The following is an 18,417-nucleotide window of genomic DNA, read 5'->3' on the forward strand; positions in this document are numbered from 1 at the left end:
CACCACAACCCATCCCACGCCGCTTCGCGACGCGGGATGCTGCCGCGTGTCTACGCACGGTTCGATTTTCGAGTTAGTTAGGCGGTGGCGGGGGCGGGTTGGGCTTCTGGCGCTGCAGTGGTCTGGGGTGCCGGGAGGGCCGGGTGGCGTTCGCGGGTGGACCACTGGACGGACAGGGCGGCCAGGAGCACCAGGCACGAGCCGAGCATGTGCGCGCCGACCAGGACCGCCGGCACGTGGGTGAAGTACTGCACGAAGCCGATAAGTCCCTGACCCAGCTCCACCGCCACGAGGACGATGGCGGCCCGGGTGGCCCGCCGCGCGTCCACCGCGCGGAACGCGAAGATGAGCGCCACCGACAGGCCGATCAACAGGAAGACCCCGTCGGCGTGGACCTGGGAGATCGCCTCCGGGTCCAGGCCGTTGCGGGCCGCGCCGTGGTCGCCGGCGTGTGGGCCGCTGCCGGTGACCCAGGTGCCGATCACCAGTACCGCGACGGTGACGCCGGTGGTGATCCGGGCGAGCGCGCGCAGGGGAGTGGGCACCGCGGCGACCGTCGGGCCGTCCGGGTCGCCGATCCGCTGCCAGAGGGCGTACGCGGCGGCGATCACCGCCATCGAGGCGAGGAAGTGCAGTCCGACCACCCAGGGGTTGAGGTTGGTGAGCACCGTGATGCCACCGATCACCGCCTGGGCGGGGATGCCCAGGAACACGGCGACGGCCAGCGCGAGGAGGCCGGGCCGGCGGGGTCGGTGGGTCAGCACGGCCAGCACGGTGGCCAGCGCGATGAGGCCCACCACGAAGGCCAGCATCCGGTTGCCGAACTCGATCACCCCGTACACGCCCATCTCGGGGGTGGTGACGTACGAGTCGTCGGTGCACCGGGGCCAGGTGGGGCAGCCGAGGCCGGACGCGGTCAACCGGACCGCCCCGCCGGTGACGACGACGCCCACGTTCGCGATGATCGAGGCGAGCGCGAGGCGGCGCAGCAGGACGCCGGATACCGGACGGACGATTCGGTTCACGGCGCAAATCCTACGCACCGTAGTGATCGAGGTCCGTCCGACTCCGCCGGCTCGGTGGTTCGGATCACCGGGGCCCGGGTTTGCCACCCTCCGGGCAATTACGTAACGTTGGCGTTGTGAAAAACGCGGCGGCGCTCTCCGGGCACCAGCCGGCGGCTGTCCCGGCCGTCGGCGCGTCCGCGTCCGCCCTCGTCGGGGCCTCGTCGTCCGTGCTGGGCGGCTCCCCGACGGAGACCTCCACCCGGGACCGCGTCACCCAGTTGCTGCTGGAGCGGGGCGCCACCACCGCCGCACAGCTCGGTCTGGCGCTCGGTCTGAGCCCTGCCGCGATCCGCCGGCACCTGGACGCGATGCTGGCCGACGGTGACGTCGTCGCCCGCGAGCAGGCGGTGCAGGGCAGCCGGGGTCGGGGACGTCCGGCCAAGGTGTTCGTGCTGACCGAGGCGGCCCGGGTTCGCTGTGGCACACACCACTACGACAACATGGCCACCGCCGCGCTGCGCTGGATCGCCCACAACGGTGGCCCGGACGCGGTCGACGCGTTCGCCGCCGAGCAGGTGTCGGCGCTGGAGTCGCGCTGCCGCGCCGCCATGGAGGACGCCGGCGACGACCCTCTCGCGCGGGCCGAGGCGCTCGCCGGAGCGCTGACCGCCGAGGGTTACGCTGCCAACGCGACCACGATCGCCTCCGGTGGCCAGCTCTGTCAGCACCACTGCCCGGTGGCGCACGTGGCCGCCGAGTTTCCTCAGCTGTGCGAGGCCGAGACCGCGGTGATCTCCCGTCTGGTCGGCACCCACGTGCAGCGCCTGGCCACCATCGCGCACGGCGACGGGGTGTGCACCACGCACATCCCGACCCAGCCGGGCCGTGCTTCATCCGGTAATCCCGTCACCACTGTGAGGACAGATAGATGACCGAGCAGATCGTCCAGCCCCTGACCCAGGAAGAGCAGCTCGCCGCCCTGGGTCGCTACGAGTACGGCTGGTCCGACCCGGACGCCGCCGGGGCAACTGCCCAGCGCGGCATCAACGAGGCGGTGGTGCGGGACATCTCGGCCAAGAAGAACGAGCCGGCCTGGATGCTCGACCTGCGCCTGAAGGGCCTGCGGCTGTTCGGCCGCAAGCCGATGCCCGCCTGGGGCGCGGACCTCACCGGCATCGACTTCGACAACATCAAGTACTTCGTGCGGTCCACCGAGAAGCAGGCCACCAGCTGGGAGGACCTGCCCGAGGACATCAAGAACACGTACGACCGGCTGGGCATCCCGGAGGCGGAGAAGCAGCGGCTGGTCGCGGGTGTCGCGGCGCAGTACGAGTCGGAGGTCGTCTACCACAAGATCCGTGAGGACCTTGAGGAGCAGGGCGTGCTCTTCCTGGACACCGACACCGCGCTGCGGGAGCACGAGGACGTCTTCAAGGAGTACTTCGGCACGGTGATCCCGGTCGGCGACAACAAGTTCGCCGCGCTGAACACCTCCGTGTGGTCCGGTGGCTCGTTCATCTACGTGCCGAAGGGCGTGCACGTGGAGATCCCGCTGCAGGCCTACTTCCGGATCAACACGGAGAACATGGGCCAGTTCGAGCGGACGCTGATCATCGTCGACGAGGGCGCGTACGTGCACTACGTCGAGGGCTGCACCGCGCCGCTCTACTCCTCCGACTCGCTGCACAGCGCCGTCGTGGAGATCATCGTGAAGAAGAACGCGCGCTGCCGCTACACGACCATCCAGAACTGGTCGAACAACGTCTACAACCTGGTGACCAAGCGCGCCGTCTGCCACGAGGGCGCGACCATGGAGTGGGTCGACGGCAACATCGGCTCCAAGGTGACCATGAAGTACCCGGCGGTCTACATGACCGGCGAGCACGCCAAGGGCGAGGTGCTCTCGGTGGCGATGGCCGGCGAGGGTCAGCACCAGGACGCCGGCGCCAAGATGGTGCACGCGGCTCCGCACACGAGCAGCACCATCGTGTCGAAGTCGATCGCCCGTGGTGGCGGCCGGACCTCGTACCGGGGTCTGGTGCAGGTGCTGGAGGGCTCGCACCACAGCCGCAGCACGGTCAAGTGCGACGCGCTGCTGGTCGACACCATCTCCCGCTCCGACACGTACCCGTACGTCGACATCCGTGAGGACGACGTGTCGATGGGGCACGAGGCGACCGTCTCCAAGATCAGCGACGACCAGCTCTTCTACCTGATGAGCCGGGGTCTGAGCGAGGACGAGGCGATGGCCATGATCGTCCGCGGCTTCATCGAGCCGATCGCCAAGGAGCTCCCGATGGAGTACGCCCTGGAGCTGAACCGGCTCATCGAACTCCAGATGGAGGGCGCGGTCGGCTGACGCCGCCTCCGCCCGGCCACGGCCGGACCCGGACCCGGTACGCCGGGTCCGGTCCAGCCCGCTTCGACCCTCCGATCCATGACAGACCAAGGAAGACATGACTACCCAGGCTTCCGCGCCGCCGCCCAGCACCAAGTCGCAGGCGCTGCGCTCGTACGACGTCGCCGACTTCCCGGCCCTCACCGGCCTGGAGGAGGACTGGCGCTTCACCCCGCTCAAGCGCCTCCGCGGCCTCTCCGGCGACGTGCCGGCCGAGGCCGGCACGGTTCGGCACGAGTACGGCGACCTGCCCGAGGGCGTGGCCATCAGCCGGATCGGCCGCGACGACGAGCGGGTCGGCAGCGTGCTCACCCCGGTGGACCGGGTCAGCGCGCTGGCGTACGGCGCTGCCGCCGATGCCCTGTTGGTGCGGGTGGCCCCGGACGTGGTGCTCGGCCAGTCGGTGGGCCTGCGGGTGGTCGGCACGGGCGCGGCGCAGCCGGCGTTCGGGCACACGTTCGTCGAGATCGGCCGCTTCGCCGAGGCGACCCTGGTGCTGGAGCACGTCGGATCGGCCACCCTGGCCGACAACATCGAGGTCGTCGTGGCCGACGGCGCGAAGCTGACCCTGGTCACCGTCGCCGACTGGGCCGACGACGCGGTCCAGGCCCAGCACCTGAAGGCCAAGCTGGGCCGGGATGCCAAGGTCATCCACATCCAGGTGTCCCTGGGTGGCGACCTGGTCCGGCAGTTCACCTCGGTGGAGTACACCGGCCGGGGCGGCGAGGCCGAGCTGTACGGCGTCTACTTCGCCGATGGCGGCCAGCACCTGGAGCACCGGCAGCTGGTCGACCACAGCGTTCCGGACTGCCGCAGCTACGTCGGCTACCGGGGTGCCCTGCAGGGCGAGGACGCGCACACCGTCTGGGTCGGCGACGTGCTGATCCAGGCCGAGGCGACCGGCACCGACACGTACGAGATCAACCGGAACCTGCTGCTCACCGACGGCGCGCGGGCGGACTCCGTACCCAATCTGGAGATCGAGACCGGCGAGATCGCCGGCGCCGGCCACGCCAGCGCGACCGGCCGCTTCGACGACGAGCAGTTGTTCTACCTGATGGCCCGGGGCATCCCGGAGAGCGAGGCCCGCCGCCTGGTGGTCCGCGGCTTCTTCGCCGAGCTGATCAACAAGATCCCGGTGGAGTCGCTGCGCGAGCGCCTCGGCGACGCGATCGAGGCCCGGCTCACCAAGGCCGGCGCCTGATGATCCGCATCTGCTCCACCGAGGACGTGCCGAAGGGCACCGCGATCAGCGCGGACGTCGACGGCACCCCGATCGCGCTCGTGCACGGCGAGGACGGCGAGTTCTACGCCGCCTACGACGAGTGCTCGCACGCCGCGGTCGCCCTCTCCGAGGGTGAGGTGGACGGTTGCACGCTGGAGTGCTGGCTGCACGGCTCGCGCTTCGACCTGCGGACCGGGCAGCCCTCCGGTCTGCCGGCCACCGAACCCGTTCCCGTCTACCCCGTCGAAGTCCGCGACGGCGACATCTACCTCAGCCTGACGCCGAGTAATGGAGTGACCCGATAATGAGCACCCTGGAGATCCGCGACCTGAAGGTGTCGGTCAAGCTGCCCGAGGGTGAGCTCAAGCCGATCCTGGCCGGCGTCGACCTGACCGTGAAGTCCGGTGAGACCCACGCCATCATGGGCCCCAACGGCTCCGGCAAGTCCACCCTGGCGTACTCGATCGCCGGTCACCCCAAGTACGAGATCACCGGCGGCTCGGTGACCCTCGACGGCGAGGACGTCCTCGCCATGACGGTCGACGAGCGGGCCCGCGCCGGCCTCTTCCTGGCCATGCAGTACCCGGTCGAGGTGCCCGGCGTCTCGGTGGCGAACTTCCTGCGCACCGCGAAGACCGCCATCGACGGCGAGGCGCCGAAGCTGCGTACCTGGGGCGGCGAGCTGCGCGGCGCGATGGAGCGCCTCCAGATGGACCCGGCGTTCGCCCAGCGCAACGTCAACGAGGGCTTCTCCGGCGGTGAGAAGAAGCGGCACGAGATCGTCCAGCTGGAGCTGCTCAAGCCGAAGATCGCCATCCTCGACGAGACCGACTCTGGTCTCGACGTGGACGCGCTGCGCGTGGTCAGCGAGGGCGTCAACCGGGTCCGCGACAACGGCGACACCGGCGTGCTGCTGATCACCCACTACACGCGGATCCTGCGCTACATCAAGCCGGACTACGTGCACGTCTTCGTCGCCGGCCGGATCGTCGAGCAGGGCGGCCCGGAGCTGGCCGACAAGCTCGAAGCCGAAGGTTACGAGCGGTACGCCGCCGGGGCCGGCTCGGCCAAGGCCTGAGTGGGAGAGGCGCTGTCGAGATGACCAGCATCGCGATCCCCGAGGGGATGCCGCAGTACGACGACGTGCCGCGTTTCGACGTGGCCCGGGTGCGCGCCGACTTCCCGATCCTCGATCGGGAGATCAACGGACACCCGCTGGTCTACCTCGACAGCGCCAACACCTCGCACAAGCCCCGGCAGGTGCTCGACGTGCTCGACGAGCACTACGCGCGGCACAACGCCAACGTCTCGCGCTCGGTGCACACGCTGGGCACCGAGGCCACCGAGGCGTACGAGGGGGCGCGGGCCAAGCTCGCCGCGTTCATCAACGCGCCGAGCGTCGACGAGGTGGTCTTCACCAAGAACTCCACCGAGGCGATCAACATCGTGGCGTACGCCTTCTCCAACGCCTCGCTGCGTCCGGACGCCGACCCGCGGTTCCGGCTCGGCCCCGGCGACGAGGTGGTGATCTCCGAGATGGAGCACCACTCGAACATCGTCCCCTGGCAGCTGCTCTGCGAGCGCACCGGCGCGACCCTGCGCTGGTTCGGGGTCACCGAGCAGGGCCGGCTCGACGAGTCGGACCTGGAAGACCTGATCACCGAACGGACGAAGATCGTCTCGCTGGTGCACATGTCGAACATCCTGGGCACCGTCAACGCCACCTCCCGCATCACCGCGCGGGTGCGCGAGGTGGGCGCGCTGCTGCTGCTGGACTGCTCGCAGTCCGTGCCGCACCTGCCCATCGACGTGGTCGACCTGGATGCCGACTTCATCGTGTTCACGGGGCACAAGATGCTCGGCCCGACCGGCATCGGGGCGCTCTGGGGGCGCGGTGAGCTACTGGCGGCCATGCCGCCGGTGATGGGCGGCGGCTCGATGATCGAGACGGTGACCATGGCCCGGTCGACGTTCGCCGCGCCGCCGGCGCGCTTCGAGGCGGGCACCCCGCCGATCGCCGAGGCGGTCGCGCTCGGCGCGGCGGTCGACTATCTCACCGGCATCGGCATGCCCGCCATCCAGTGGCACGAGAAGGAGCTGACGGCGTACGCGCTGGACGCCCTCGGCTCGGTGCCCGACCTGCGGATCTTCGGTCCGACCGTACCGATCGGCCGGGGCGGCACCATCTCGTTCGCTCTCGGTGACGTGCACCCGCACGACGTGGGTCAGGTGCTCGACTCGCTCGGCGTGCAGGTGCGGGTGGGCCACCACTGCGCGAAGCCGGTGTGCAGCCGGTTCGGCGTTCCGGCGATGACCCGGGCGTCGTTCTACCTCTACACCACCACCGGGGAGATCGACGCCCTGGTGGGCGGTCTGGAGCAGGTACGGAAGGTGTTCGACTGATGGTGCAGCTCGACCAGCTCTACCAGGAGATCATCCTGGATCACTACAAGCACCCGCACGGGCGGGGCCTGCGTGACGCCGACGACCCGGGCGACCAGGTCGCCGAGGCGCACCACGTCAACCCGACCTGCGGCGACGAGGTCACCGTCCGGGTGGCCACCGACGGCAGCGTTCTGCACGACATCTCGTACGACGGCATGGGCTGTTCGATCAGCCGGGCCTCGGCGAGCGTCCTGCACGAACTGCTGCGCGGTCGGGGCGCCGGGGAAGCATTCGAGGTGCATGAGGCGTTCGTCGAGTTGATGTCCGGACGTGGCCAGGTCACGCCGGACGAGGACGTACTCGGTGACGGGGTCGCTTTCGCGGGCGTAGCCCGCTATCCCGCCCGGGTCAAGTGCGCGCTGCTGCCGTGGATGGCGTTCAAGGACGCCGCGGCACGCGCCGGTGTGGGCGTGAGCCCGGAGGTGAAGGCATGAGCAGCGAGGATACGGCTACTGCGGCAACGCCGGAGGCCAGCGACACCGTCGCGGCGCAGACCGGCGCGGTGAGTGACGACGCCGCCGCCCCGGCGGGCGGCGTCAGCAAGGCCATGATCGCCGACATCGAGGAGGCGATGAAGGACGTCGTCGACCCGGAGTTGGGCATCAATGTGGTCGACCTGGGCCTGGTGTACGGGGTGCACGTCGACGACGAGAACGTCGCGACCCTGGACATGACGCTTACCTCGGCGGCGTGCCCGCTGACCGACGTGATCGAGGACCAGGCCCGGCAGGCCCTGACCACCGGCCCCGGTGGCGGCCTGGTCAACGACATCCGGATCAACTGGGTGTGGCTCCCGCCGTGGGGCCCGGACAAGATCACCGACGAGGGTCGGGACCAGCTCCGTTCCCTCGGCTTCAACGTCTGACCCGAACTCCCGATCTTCTTCGTTCGAGCGCGGTGCCCCTCCGGGGCGCCGCGCTCGACGTGTTCAGAGGTGAAATCTCTTGTGGAACGGATCGTTCCGCTCTGCTAAGCTGAGTTTAGAACGGAGCGGAACGTTCCGTTTCGCGGGAACAGTCGGCGGATCAGCGGAGAGGGTCGGGACAATGAACGAGACGGCAGCGGGACAGTGGCGGATCGTGCTCGACGAGGCGCACCGGGCGCTGCGGACGGCCGCCGAGGGGATCCCGGCCGGGGCCTGGGACCGGTCCACCCCCTGCGAGCGGTGGACGGTCACCCAGGTGCTCCAGCACGCGACCGGTGACCAGCTCGCCTACGTCGCGGCGATCACCGGCGGATCGGGGCCGCAGGAGGACCCGTTCGCGCCCTCCGGGCGGATCGACGGGGACAAGCTGACCGGTCTGTACGCCGCCCTCGACGCGTCCGCCCTCGCCTGGGTGAGCGTGGCCGACGAGGATCCGCAGGTGCCGACGCCGCTGCCGCACGGCGCGCTGCCGGCCCACACGGCTGCCGTCGCCGCCGCCCTCGACGCGGCGGTGCACGCCTGGGACATCGCGGTGGCCACCGGTCAGCCGTCTCCGCTCCACGACGATTTGGCCCGCGCCCTGTTCGAGGTCGCGCGGCAGATCGTCGAGCCGCTACGGTCCTACGGCGCGTACGCGGCGGCGCTCGACCCGGGCGCGGAAGCCGACGATGTGAGCGCGCTGCTCTCCTACCTCGGCCGCGACCCCCGGTGGGCGGAGTCGCGGGCACTGACCGGTCCCGATCCGCCAAGATCGTGCTCGATCATTGTTGTAGTAACCTCGGTGCCTCGCCGAGGCCACTACAACATGGTTCGAGCACGATCGTCGACTGGCGCCCGAGGCTCGCCCGCCGGGTGGGATTGATCGGCCGCCCGATCGCGGCAAGATCTGCGCAACTTCACCGATGTTGCTGTTTCCCGCGTGGCGGATGCAGCAGCATCAGTGAAGTTGTGAGGATCTTGGGCGCGGGGCGCGGGGCGCGGGGCGCGGGGCGCGGGGCGCGGGGCGGCCCACGACGCCGATCTTGCGCTTTCTGTGCCGGCTTAATTCGCGAAGGTGAACATTTCGGCGTCGGTAAATGCAAGATCGGCGCGCGGATGCGACGGCGCTGCGGGGAAATCCGTTGCGGGGGACGATTGCCGGCGCGCAGGATGCCGATGTGATCGAGACGTACGCGATGCGGGTTCTGGTCCCTGCGACGACTGCCGGTCGTCGACAGCGGCCGGTACCGGGGCGGGCATCGATCCTGCGTCGACGGCCATGAGCGGGGCGTTCCTCGCCGGTCTGGTGGCCGGCTACGGCGTCGCGATCCCGGTCGGGGCGATCGCGATCCTCATCCTGGGGCTCAGTGCCCGTACCTCGTTCCGGGTCGGCGCGGCGGCAGCCCTCGCGGTGGCGACGGCCGACGGGCTTTACGCGGCGGTGGCCGCGCTGGGCGGCGCCGGTCTGGCCGGGGTCATCGCGCCGGCCGCCGGTCCGCTGCGGGTGGTCGCCGCCGTGGTCCTGTTGGGGCTGGCCGGGCACGGGCTCTGGCGGACCTGGGCTGCCCACCGTTCCCGTCGGACGCCGGCGGCGCGGGGCGGTCGGGGCATGGATACTCCGGGCCGTGCCTACGCGGCGCTGCTCGGATTGACCCTGCTGAACCCGACGACGGTGCTCTACTTCGTCGCGCTGGTCCTCGGTCGTCCGGACACGGCCGACGCGGGACCGTTGCCGGCGGCCCTGTTCGTGGCCGGAGTTTTCCTGGCGTCGGCGAGCTGGCAGCTGCTCATCGCCGGTGGCGGCACGGTGGTCGGCCGCGCGCAGACCGGCCCGCGCGGCCGGCTGGTCACGGGCGTGCTCTCCAGCGTCCTCATCGCCGCGCTGGCGGTGGCCGCGCTGCTGTCGGGCTGACGGTTCGGGCGCGCCGACGGTGGCCGCGCTGCTGTCGGGCTGACGGTTCGGGCGCGCCGACGGTGGCCGCGCTGCTGCCGGGCTGACGGTCCGGGCGCGCCGGCGGTTGCCGCGCTGCTGTCGGGCTGACGGTCCGGGTGCGCCGACGGTGGCGTACGGTCTGGCGGTGACCAGTCGACCCGCCGCCGGGGGAGGCCGGTGGGTCGAGGTCGACCCGGCCCGCGTCGGCCGCTGGGTCGAGGGCTTCGCCGACCGGCACGGCCCGCCCACCACCACCGCACGGGAGTACGGGCTGCTGCTGACCGCCCCCGACGGCGCCACCGCCGAGTTGCACAGGCCACCCGGGTCGCCCGCCAGCGACGACGTGGCCGCCTTTGTGGCCGCCGCCGGCACGCCGTACCGGATCGGTCTCTTGTTGGCCCGCAAGGGTGCGGTGGCGATCGGCAAGGCGCGGGGCGCCGAGCTGGTGGTCTCCAAGGTGGACACCCGGTATGTGCAGGGGCGCACCGCGGCCGGTGGGTGGTCGCAGCACCGGTTCGCCCGGCGGCGTGACAACCAGGCCAAGGCGGCGCTGGGCGACGCGGCGGACCTGGCCGTACGGCTGCTGCTGCCGGAGGCGGCGAAGCTGGCGGCCCTCGTCTGCGGCGGTGACCGGCGGGCCGTGGACACGGTGCTCGCGGACCGGCGGCTGGCCCCGCTCGTGCCGCTGCGGGCCGAACGGCTGCTCGACGTGCCGGAGCCTCGACACGCGGTCCTGCTCGCGGCGGTGAGCGCGGCCCGGGCGGTACGGATCCGGTTGCGCGACCCCGCCCCGGCCCCGGACTGACCGCGGCGGCGCTGCTCCCGGCTGGCCGCCCGGTCGAGCCGGAGCAGAGACGACCGCCACCCGAACGGGGGTTCGGGGCGTGGCGCGGCGCGCATGGTCGGAGGATGGGCGCGTGGAGTTCCTGGTGGACATGGTGACGACGGTGCCCGACGGCACGTCGGAGGACGGCGTTGCCGAGATGCGTACGCGTGAGGCGGCGCGTTCGGCCGAGTTGGCGGCGCGGGGCAGTCTGCTGCGCCTGTGGCGGCCGCCGCTGGCGCCGGGGGAGTGGCGTACGTGGGGGCTCTTCGAGGCTGCCGACGCGGACGAGTTGGAGGCGGTCCTCGCGTCGATGCCGCTGCGCGCCTGGCGGCGGGAGACCGTCACGCCGTTGACGCCGCACCCCAACGACCCCGGTCAGCCGGGGCGGTGACCGTGGCCGGCGGTGAGGTGGAGATCCTGCGCGCGGTCCTGGACCGGTGGAGGTCGGCGGTCGACGCCCACGAGCCGGAGCGCGTCGCGTCGGTCTTCACGGATGACGCGATCTTTCAGGGCCTGCGCCCGTACGCCGTCGGCCGGGACGGCGTCGCCGCGTACTACGCGGCACAGCCGCTCGGCCTGACCGCCGCGTACGAGATCCTTCAGGCCCGGCGGTTCGCCGCCGACGTGGTCCTCGGCTATCTGGAGGTCGAGTTCGGCTTCGCCGACCGGCCGGCGCTGACCGTGCACCTGGGCGTGGTGGTGCGGCGGGTCGGTGACGCCTGGCTGATCGGGCACTACCAGGTGTCGAAGCTCGACTGAGCGCCGAAACGACGATCGTGGCAGGCCCGCCGAGCGGACCTGCCACGAAGGGAGCTGTCAGAGCTGGTCGGTGCCGAAGGTGTCGCAGGTCTTCGGGTCGCCCTGGTCGTAGCCCTGGCTGAACCAGCGCTTGCGCTGCTCGGACGTGCCGTGGGTGAACTGGTCGGGGTTGACCCGTCCGCCGGAGCGCTCCTGGATGCTGTCGTCACCGATCGCCTCGGCGGTGTCGACGGCCTGGCTGATGTCGGCCTCGGTGATCGACTTGAACAGTGGCTCCTGGCCGCTCTTGTCCTTGCTCTCGGTGGCGTGCTTGGCCCAGGCGCCGGCGTAGCAGTCGGCCTGCAACTCCAACCGCACGGAGGCGGACTTGGGCCCGCTCTGGTCGCCCTGGCCGGCCTTGGCGTTGGTGCCGAGCAGGTCCTGGATGTGGTGGCCGTACTCGTGGGCGAGCACGTACGGCTGGGCGAACTCGCCCTTGGCCCCGAACCGGGTGGCCAGCTCGTCGTAGAAGCCCAGGTCGATGTACACCTTCTGGTCGGCGGGGCAGTAGAACGGGCCGACGCCCGAGTCGGCCTGCCCGCAGCCGGTGTTCACGGCCTGCTGGAAGAAGTTCGTGGTGGTGGGCTCGTAGTTGCCCTTGCCCAGCTCCGGGTACGCCTTCTTCCAGTACGCCTGGATGCTGTTGACGAAGAGCAGGTTGCGGCAGCGCGCGTCCTGGAGACGGTCGGGGTTGGCGGTGGAGCACACCTGGTCGAGGTCGTCGCCCCCGGCCTGGCCGCCCTCGTCGCCGTTGTTCATCGCGTTCAGGCCGAAGCCGCCGCCGAGCAGGGCGACGATGACGGCGACCACGATGCCGATGATGCCGCCCTTGCCGCCGCCTCCCGGGATGGGGATGCCCATGCCTCCGCCGCCTCCGCCGCCGCTGCCGCGGCCCAGGTCGTTGGCCTGGGAGGTGTCGAGCTCGGCCCGCTCGTTGAGTTCCATGCTGACCCCGATCGCCTAATACCGGTGAATGTCGTTTGTGTGTCGTTTAGTCGTTTCGGTGCCGGACGGGGTCCGGACAGGCGTTCCGGTACCCGATGATCTTGATTGGTAATCCGAGCGGATCGTACGTGAGCGCCCGGTACACTTGTCGCCGTGCCGCGCTGCGAAGGCTGAACCGCCCCGCGCCGACGGGCCCACTGCCCGCCGGCGCTTTCGCGTGCCCTGAGTCAGCCTTCCAGACCCCGAGAGCGAGTCCTACCAGATGATCACTGCCACCGGCCTGGAGCTGCGTGCCGGCTCCCGGATCCTGCTGTCCGACACCACCCTGCGCGTGCAGCCCGGTGATCGGATCGGCCTGGTCGGCCGCAACGGCGCCGGCAAGACCACCACCCTCAAGGTGCTCGCCGGCGAGGGCCAGCCGTACGGCGGCCAGATCGACCAGCGCAGCGCCATCGGCTACCTCCCGCAGGATCCCCGCACCGGAGACCTGGAGGTCACCGGCCGCGACCGGGTGCTCTCCGCCCGCGGTCTCGATGTGCTGATGGCCCAGATGAAGGAGGTCGAGGAGCGCCTCGCCGAGGACGCCAACGACAAGTTGGTCCGCCGCTACGGCGTGCTGGAGGACCAGTTCGCCGCCCTGGGTGGGTACGCCGCCGAGGCCGAGGCCGCCCGGATCTGCGCCAACCTCGGGCTGCCGGACCGGGCGCTCGCCCAGACCATCGGCACCCTCTCCGGCGGTCAGCGCCGGCGCATCGAGCTGGCCCGCATCCTGTTCCGGGACGCCGGTGAGAACGGCGGCGGCATCCTGCTGCTCGACGAGCCGACCAACCACCTCGACGCCGACTCGATCACCTGGCTGCGCGGCTTTCTCGCCAACCACAAGGGCGGGCTCATCGTGATCTCCCACGATGGCGCGCTGCTGGAGTCGGTGGTCAACAAGGTCTGGTTCCTCGACGCCACCCGCTCGGTGATCGACGTCTACAACCTGGGCTGGAAGGCGTACCTGGAGGCCCGCGAGACCGACGAGCGACGCCGCCGCCGCGAGCGGGCCAACGCCGAGAAGAAGGCCGGCGCGCTGATGGCGCAGGCCGACAAGATGCGGGCCAAGGCCACCAAGACGGTCGCCGCGCAGAACATGGCCCGCCGCGCCGAGAAGCTGATCTCCGGCCTGGAGGACGTACGCGTCGCCGACCGGGTGGCGAAGGTCCGCTTCCCCAGCCCCGCACCGTGCGGCAAGACGCCGCTGACGGCGACCGGCCTGTCCAAGTCGTACGGCTCGTTGGAGATCTTCACCGACGTCAACGTGGCGGTGGACCGGGGTTCCCGGGTGGCCATCCTCGGGCTCAACGGCGCGGGGAAGACGACGCTGCTGCGGATGCTCGGCGGGCTGCTCAGCCCGGACACCGGCGAGGTGCACGCGGGGCACGGCCTGCGGTTGGGCTACTACGCGCAGGAGCACGAGACGCTGGACGTGGAGCGGACGGTGCTGGAGAACATGCGCGCCGCCGCGATCGAGCAGTCCGACACGGACCTGCGCAAGATCCTCGGTGCGTTCCTGTTCTCCGGCGACGACGTGAACAAGCCGGCCGGGGTGCTCTCCGGTGGCGAGAAGACTCGGCTGGCCCTCTCCACGCTGGTCTGCTCGGGCGCCAACGTGCTGCTGCTCGACGAGCCGACCAACAACCTCGACCCGGTCAGCCGCGAGCAGGTGCTCGACGCGATCGCCAACTACCCGGGCGCGATCGTGCTGGTCACGCACGACCCGGGCGCGGTGCTCGCGCTCAAGCCGGACCGCGCGATCCTGCTGCCCGACGGCGACGAGGACGCCTGGAGCGACGACCTCCTCGAACTGGTCGAGCTGGCCTGACCGCTGCGCCGGGCGGTCGGGAGGCCGGGCCGCTGGGTCTCAGCCCAGCAGGTCGACCAGTCGGCTCAGCACGCCGGAGCTGACCAGGATCACCACGCCGATGCCGACGAAGATCGCCGGTACCAGCCAGTGCCCGGCACGCTCCACCAGGGCGACCACCCGCCGGTGGCCGCCCAGCCAGGCCGCGGCGGCGCACCACAGACCGATCAGCACCACGAAGATCAGCAGGAACACCGCGCTGTCGCCGGGGCCGAGGGCCCGGAACACGGGTACGTAGACGGCCACGTTGTCGGCTCCGTTGGCGATCGTCACCCCGGCCACGCCGAGCGTGCCGGTGACCACGGTGGCGGCCTCGTCGTCGTCCCGGTGCCACAGCGCGCGGACGCCCAGCGCGATCGGCAGCAGGCCGAGCAGCCCGGTCCACGGGTCCGGCACGACCAGCAACCCGGCGGCGACCACCGCGCTGGCCAGCGCGAGCGCACCGATGCCGAGGTACTGGCCGGCGACGATCTGGGCGGTGCGCGGGCGGCCGGTGGTACGGGCCGCGACGAAGAACAGCGTGAGGATGACGATGTCGTCGATGTCGGTGGCGGCGAATACGACGGCCGCGCCGGCCGCGGTGCCGAACAGGTCGATCACGTCCGGGAGCGTACGGGTGGAGGTGTCACCCGCGCCGGAGTGGCCCACTCGGGACGTTTCGCGAGGATCACTCTATCGGGAACCTGACATTGCATAGCGTGTCGGTTGGCGAAGAGTTGATATCTGGCGCATGATCGTTCGAGGCGGTCTAATAGGTGGGACCGCATCCGAACCGCACAGTCTGGGACGTGAGGACACAGTATGGCAGCCACTGGCACAGCCACCAGCACTGAGAAGGGTCGCCGGATCGTCGGAGCCGAGCGTCAGACGCTCGCCAAGGACCTGGTAAAGCGGTACACCTCGGGGGAGAGCATCCGCGCGCTGGCGGCCTCGACCGGCCGTTCCTACGGGTTCATCCACCGAGTGCTCACCGAGTCCGGGGTTCAGCTGCGTCAGCGCGGCGGTGCCCGGCGCCGCAAGAAGGCGTGACCCGCCCCTTAGCGTCGTTGACCAACGCCGCTCCCCGGGCAGTCCGGTGACCACCGAGGCGACCGGGGTTCGGCTGACCTGCGACGGGCCGGTCGCCACGGTGACGTTGTGCCGGCCCGACGTGCTCAATGCCCAGACGCCGGCCATGTGGCGCGCGATGAGCGAATTCTCGCGCGACCTGCCCGGTGACGTACGGGTGGTGGTCGTCCGGGGCGAGGGGCGTGCGTTCTCCGCCGGCCTCGACCTCGCGGTTGCCGGTGCGTCCGGCCCGGGGTCGTTCGCCGAGCTGGCCACGCTGCCCGAGGACGAGTGCGCCGACCGGATCGCCGAGTTCCAGGGCGGCTTCAGCTGGCTGCACCGGCCGGACGTCATCTCCGTGGCGGCGGTGCAGGGGCATGCGATCGGTGCCGGCTTCCAGCTTGCCCTCGCCTGCGACCTGCGGGTCCTCGCCGCCGACGCGAGGTTCTCGATGGCCGAGGTGACGCTCGGGTTGGTGCCCGACCTGGCCGGCACGAAGCGTCTCGTGGAGCTCGTGGGCTACTCCCGGGCGCTGGAGATCTGCGCCACGGGCCGCCGGCTGGACGCCGCCGAGGCCGACCGGATCGGGCTGGCTACTCTCGTCGTACCCCCGGGGGAGCTGGACGACGCGGTCCGTGACCTCACGGCGGGTCTGTTGGCCGGCCCGCGCGACGCGGTGGTGGAGATCAAGGCGCTGATCGCCGGCGCGGCCGGGCGGTCGCACGCCGACCAGCAGCGGGCCGAGCGTGAGGCGCAGACCCGCCGCCTGCGCGATCTCGCCGGCCGGGGCGAATAGTAAGGACCGCGCGGGAAGATCCGGGTTACGACCGAGGTTGTCACACCTGTCGGGAGAATTGACCCGACGGCGCGGTCCGCCCGACGACCCGGAGGTGAGTGGTGTCCAATCCGATGTCCGGCGGTGGCATGGCCGGGTGGAGCATGCTCCGGTCGATGCGCAACCGCGACGAGGTCTCCACCCACCGGCTCAAGAGCGGGGTGGCCCGCCGCATCGTCGCCTTCGCCCAGCCCTACCGGCGCGACATCGTCGTCTTCCTGGCCACCGTGGTGCTCGCCGCCATCATCGGCGTCGCCACGCCGGTGCTCGCCGGTGACGTCATCAACGCGATCAACCGGGGCGGCACCGAGGCCGGTCGGCTCGTCATCCGGTTGGCCCTGTTCATCGCCGGCCTGGCCGTCGCCGACGCGTTGCTGTCTCTGGCCCAGCGGTGGTATTCCGCCCGCATCGGCGAGGGCATCATCCTCAACCTGCGCACCCGCGTCTACGACCACGTGCAGCGGATGCCGTTGCAGTTCTTCACCCGCACCCAGACCGGCGCCCTCGTCAGCCGGCTCAACAACGACGTGCTCGGCGCGCAGCGCGCGTTCACCTCCACCCTGTCCGGCGTGGTCAGCAACGTCATCCAACTGGTGCTGACGGCCGCCGTGATGTTCACCCTGTCCTGGCAGATCACCGTGCTCTCCCTGGTGCTGCTGCCGATCTTCATCATCCCGGCGCGGCGCGTGGGCCGGCGGCTGGCCGACATCACGCGCGAGGCGTACAACCTCGACGCCAAGATGAACGCGACGATGACCGAGCGGTTCGGGGTGGCCGGCGCGCTACTCGTGAAGCTCTTCGGCCAACCCGACCTCGAGGCCCGCCGGTTCGCCGGCCGCGCCGAGCGGGTCCGCGACATCGGGATCCAGTCCGCCATGTACTCGCGGACGTTCTTCGTGGCGATGCTGCTGGTCGCCTCGCTGGCGCAGGCGCTCACCTACGGTCTCGGCGGCTGGCTCGCCGTCACCGGCGGCGTCAGCGCGGGCACCGTCGTGACCCTCGCGCTGCTGCTCACCCGCCTGTACGGGCCGCTCACCGCGCTCTCCAACGTCCGCGTGGACGTGATGAGCGCGCTGGTCTCCTTCGACCGGGTCTTCGAGGTGCTCGACCTCAAGCCCGGCATCGTGGAGAAGCCCGACGCCGTCCCGGTGCCGCGCGGCGCCGGCCGGGTCGACTTCCGCGACGTGCGCTTCCGCTATCCCAGCGCGGCCGAGATCTCCCTCGCCTCGCTGGAGGAGGTCACCACCCTCGACCGGACGATCAACGAGCCGGTGCTCAAGGGCGTCTCGTTCAGCGTCGAGCCGGGCCAGATGGTCGCCCTGGTCGGCCCGTCCGGCGCCGGCAAGTCGACGCTGTCCATGCTCATCTCCCGGATCTACGACGTCACCGACGGCCAGGTCCTGGTCGGCGGGGTGGACGTGCGCGACGCGACGCTCGCCTCCCTGCGCGACGAGATCGGCGTGGTCACCCAGGACTCGCACCTGTTCCACGAGACCATCGCCGAGAACCTGCGCTACGCCAAGCCCGACGCCACCGACGACGAGATCTGGGCCGCGCTCGCCGGCGCACAGGTGGCCGACCTGGTCCGGTCACTGCCCGACGGGCTGGACACGACGGTGGGGGAGCGCGGCTACCGTTTCTCCGGCGGCGAGAAGCAGCGCATCGCCATCGCCCGACTTCTGCTCAAGGCCCCGTCGATCGTCATCCTCGACGAGGCGACCGCACACCTCGACTCGGAGAGCGAGGCCGCGGTGCAGCGTGCCCTGTCGGTGGCGCTGGCCGGACGTACCGCCCTGGTGATCGCCCACCGGCTCTCCACCGTCCGTGACGCCGACCAGATCCTCGTGCTCGACGGCGGTCGGATCGTCGAGCGGGGTCGGCACGACGAGCTGGTCGCCGTCGGCGGGCTCTACGCCGAGCTGTACCGCACCCAGTTCGCGGTCGCCGACTCGCCCCGCCCCTTCGTGGACGCGACCGGCCCCGAGCCGGTGGTCATGCCCCTGGGCACGTACGTCGCCGACGAGGCGATGCCGCCCGCCGCCGCCAACTGACCCCTTCGTTCACACCGAAGAGGTCGCTGGTTCGATACCAGCATCGCCCACTCTCAGTTGTTGCAGGCCCAAAGCCCGTTACCGAAGCCATTGGTAA

General features: G+C 71.0%; 20 protein-coding genes. 17 read left to right on the plus strand and 3 right to left on the minus strand.

The window, feature by feature from the left end; genetic code table 11:
- Window positions 1-77 precede the first annotated feature (77 nt).
- Window positions 78-1,043 (minus strand): COX15/CtaA family protein, encoded by a 966-nt coding sequence (locus tag ACLQ25_RS26120; RefSeq protein WP_425733439.1) that lies wholly within the window; start codon window positions 1,041-1,043, stop codon window positions 78-80.
- A 191-nt stretch (window positions 1,044-1,234) separates the two neighbouring features.
- Between ACLQ25_RS26120 and ACLQ25_RS26125 the strand changes: the two genes are divergently transcribed.
- The 13 genes from ACLQ25_RS26125 (at window position 1,235) to ACLQ25_RS26185 (ending at window position 11,497) form a co-directional block, all read left to right on the plus strand.
- A complete protein-coding gene (locus ACLQ25_RS26125) occupies window positions 1,235-1,939 on the plus strand; it encodes a helix-turn-helix transcriptional regulator (RefSeq protein ID WP_425733478.1) in 705 nt (234 codons plus the stop codon).
- Window positions 1,936-3,366: a Fe-S cluster assembly protein SufB gene (gene sufB / locus ACLQ25_RS26130; protein ID WP_425733440.1), complete on the plus strand. Its 1,431-nt coding sequence runs from the start codon at window positions 1,936-1,938 to the stop codon at window positions 3,364-3,366. Before ACLQ25_RS26125 ends, sufB begins: the two co-directional genes overlap by 4 nt.
- Before the next feature lie 97 nt (window positions 3,367-3,463).
- Window positions 3,464-4,609, plus strand: coding sequence for a Fe-S cluster assembly protein SufD (gene sufD / locus ACLQ25_RS26135; RefSeq protein WP_425733441.1), 1,146 nt, complete (start codon window positions 3,464-3,466; stop codon window positions 4,607-4,609).
- Complete coding sequence (locus ACLQ25_RS26140; protein WP_425733442.1) at window positions 4,609-4,935, plus strand: non-heme iron oxygenase ferredoxin subunit; 327 nt, start codon at window positions 4,609-4,611, stop codon at window positions 4,933-4,935. Before sufD ends, ACLQ25_RS26140 begins: the two co-directional genes overlap by 1 nt.
- Complete coding sequence (gene sufC / locus ACLQ25_RS26145) at window positions 4,935-5,708, plus strand: Fe-S cluster assembly ATPase SufC (protein WP_425733443.1); 774 nt, start codon at window positions 4,935-4,937, stop codon at window positions 5,706-5,708. The genes ACLQ25_RS26140 and sufC overlap by 1 nt, the downstream gene beginning before the upstream one ends.
- A 20-nt stretch (window positions 5,709-5,728) precedes the next feature.
- Window positions 5,729-7,033 (plus strand): cysteine desulfurase, encoded by a 1,305-nt coding sequence (locus tag ACLQ25_RS26150; protein WP_425733444.1) that lies wholly within the window; start codon window positions 5,729-5,731, stop codon window positions 7,031-7,033.
- A 2-nt stretch (window positions 7,034-7,035) separates the two neighbouring features.
- Entirely contained in the window at window positions 7,036-7,509 is a 474-nt protein-coding gene (sufU, locus tag ACLQ25_RS26155) for a Fe-S cluster assembly sulfur transfer protein SufU (RefSeq protein ID WP_425733479.1), read from the plus strand.
- Window positions 7,506-7,940 (plus strand): metal-sulfur cluster assembly factor, encoded by a 435-nt coding sequence (locus tag ACLQ25_RS26160; RefSeq protein ID WP_425733445.1) that lies wholly within the window; start codon window positions 7,506-7,508, stop codon window positions 7,938-7,940. Before sufU ends, ACLQ25_RS26160 begins: the two co-directional genes overlap by 4 nt.
- Window positions 7,941-8,121: 181 nt before the next feature.
- Entirely contained in the window at window positions 8,122-8,862 is a 741-nt protein-coding gene (locus tag ACLQ25_RS26165; protein ID WP_425733446.1) for a TIGR03086 family metal-binding protein, read from the plus strand.
- Between the two features lie 396 nt (window positions 8,863-9,258).
- Window positions 9,259-9,891, plus strand: coding sequence for a LysE family transporter (locus ACLQ25_RS26170; RefSeq protein ID WP_425733447.1), 633 nt, complete (start codon window positions 9,259-9,261; stop codon window positions 9,889-9,891).
- A 166-nt stretch (window positions 9,892-10,057) separates the two neighbouring features.
- Window positions 10,058-10,717 carry an acVLRF1 family peptidyl-tRNA hydrolase gene (locus ACLQ25_RS26175; protein WP_425733448.1) on the plus strand — a complete coding sequence of 220 codons (660 nt, stop codon included), beginning with the start codon at window positions 10,058-10,060 and terminating at the stop codon, window positions 10,715-10,717.
- Window positions 10,718-10,829: 112 nt separating this feature from the next.
- Window positions 10,830-11,129 carry a muconolactone Delta-isomerase family protein gene (locus tag ACLQ25_RS26180; RefSeq protein ID WP_425733449.1) on the plus strand — a complete coding sequence of 100 codons (300 nt, stop codon included), beginning with the start codon at window positions 10,830-10,832 and terminating at the stop codon, window positions 11,127-11,129.
- A gap of 2 nt (window positions 11,130-11,131) precedes the next feature.
- Window positions 11,132-11,497, plus strand: coding sequence for a nuclear transport factor 2 family protein (locus ACLQ25_RS26185; RefSeq protein ID WP_425733450.1), 366 nt, complete (start codon window positions 11,132-11,134; stop codon window positions 11,495-11,497).
- A 57-nt stretch (window positions 11,498-11,554) separates the two neighbouring features.
- Here the strand turns inward: ACLQ25_RS26185 and ypfJ are convergent, their stop codons facing one another.
- A complete protein-coding gene (ypfJ, locus tag ACLQ25_RS26190; RefSeq protein WP_425733451.1) occupies window positions 11,555-12,481 on the minus strand; it encodes a KPN_02809 family neutral zinc metallopeptidase in 927 nt (308 codons plus the stop codon).
- Between the two features lie 262 nt (window positions 12,482-12,743).
- Between ypfJ and ACLQ25_RS26195 the strand changes: the two genes are divergently transcribed.
- A complete protein-coding gene (locus ACLQ25_RS26195; RefSeq protein ID WP_425733452.1) occupies window positions 12,744-14,348 on the plus strand; it encodes an ABC-F family ATP-binding cassette domain-containing protein in 1,605 nt (534 codons plus the stop codon).
- A gap of 39 nt (window positions 14,349-14,387) precedes the next feature.
- Here the strand turns inward: ACLQ25_RS26195 and ACLQ25_RS26200 are convergent, their stop codons facing one another.
- On the minus strand, window positions 14,388-14,987 hold the full coding sequence (locus ACLQ25_RS26200; RefSeq protein ID WP_425733453.1) for a cadmium resistance transporter: 600 nt from the start codon (window positions 14,985-14,987) through the stop codon (window positions 14,388-14,390).
- Between the two features lie 201 nt (window positions 14,988-15,188).
- On the opposite strand from ACLQ25_RS26200, the gene ACLQ25_RS26205 reads away from it, so the two are divergent.
- From ACLQ25_RS26205 to ACLQ25_RS26215, 3 genes are all read left to right on the plus strand, one after another.
- Window positions 15,189-15,416 (plus strand): helix-turn-helix domain-containing protein, encoded by a 228-nt coding sequence (locus ACLQ25_RS26205; protein WP_007462679.1) that lies wholly within the window; start codon window positions 15,189-15,191, stop codon window positions 15,414-15,416.
- Between the two features lie 46 nt (window positions 15,417-15,462).
- The gene (locus ACLQ25_RS26210; RefSeq protein WP_425733454.1) at window positions 15,463-16,230 is read left to right on the plus strand and encodes an enoyl-CoA hydratase/isomerase family protein; all 768 of its coding nucleotides are present in this window, start codon (window positions 15,463-15,465) and stop codon (window positions 16,228-16,230) included.
- A 113-nt stretch (window positions 16,231-16,343) separates the two neighbouring features.
- Window positions 16,344-18,320 carry an ABC transporter ATP-binding protein gene (locus tag ACLQ25_RS26215; RefSeq protein ID WP_425733480.1) on the plus strand — a complete coding sequence of 659 codons (1,977 nt, stop codon included), beginning with the start codon at window positions 16,344-16,346 and terminating at the stop codon, window positions 18,318-18,320.
- Window positions 18,321-18,417: the final 97 nt, after the last annotated feature.

Source organism: Micromonospora sp. DT44, from assembly GCF_049841635.1.
In the GTDB taxonomy this organism is placed as follows: Bacteria; Actinomycetota; Actinomycetes; order Mycobacteriales; family Micromonosporaceae; genus Micromonospora.

Bases quoted from the DNA above. Each gene is read 5' to 3' on its own strand.
- ypfJ (WP_425733451.1), bottom strand. From the start codon at position 12,481: ATGGAACTCAACGAGCGGGCCGAGCTCGACACCTCCCAGGCCAACGAC.
- ACLQ25_RS26205 (WP_007462679.1), top strand. From the start codon at position 15,189: ATGGCAGCCACTGGCACAGCCACCAGCACTGAGAAGGGTCGCCGGATC.
- ACLQ25_RS26215 (WP_425733480.1), top strand. From the start codon at position 16,344: ATGTCCGGCGGTGGCATGGCCGGGTGGAGCATGCTCCGGTCGATGCGC.
- ACLQ25_RS26150 (WP_425733444.1), top strand. From the start codon at position 5,729: ATGACCAGCATCGCGATCCCCGAGGGGATGCCGCAGTACGACGACGTG.
- sufD (WP_425733441.1), top strand. From the start codon at position 3,464: ATGACTACCCAGGCTTCCGCGCCGCCGCCCAGCACCAAGTCGCAGGCG.
- ACLQ25_RS26195 (WP_425733452.1), top strand. From the start codon at position 12,744: ATGATCACTGCCACCGGCCTGGAGCTGCGTGCCGGCTCCCGGATCCTG.
- sufC (WP_425733443.1), top strand. From the start codon at position 4,935: ATGAGCACCCTGGAGATCCGCGACCTGAAGGTGTCGGTCAAGCTGCCC.
- sufB (WP_425733440.1), top strand. From the start codon at position 1,936: ATGACCGAGCAGATCGTCCAGCCCCTGACCCAGGAAGAGCAGCTCGCC.
- ACLQ25_RS26165 (WP_425733446.1), top strand. From the start codon at position 8,122: ATGAACGAGACGGCAGCGGGACAGTGGCGGATCGTGCTCGACGAGGCG.
- ACLQ25_RS26160 (WP_425733445.1), top strand. From the start codon at position 7,506: ATGAGCAGCGAGGATACGGCTACTGCGGCAACGCCGGAGGCCAGCGAC.
- ACLQ25_RS26170 (WP_425733447.1), top strand. From the start codon at position 9,259: ATGAGCGGGGCGTTCCTCGCCGGTCTGGTGGCCGGCTACGGCGTCGCG.
- ACLQ25_RS26140 (WP_425733442.1), top strand. From the start codon at position 4,609: ATGATCCGCATCTGCTCCACCGAGGACGTGCCGAAGGGCACCGCGATC.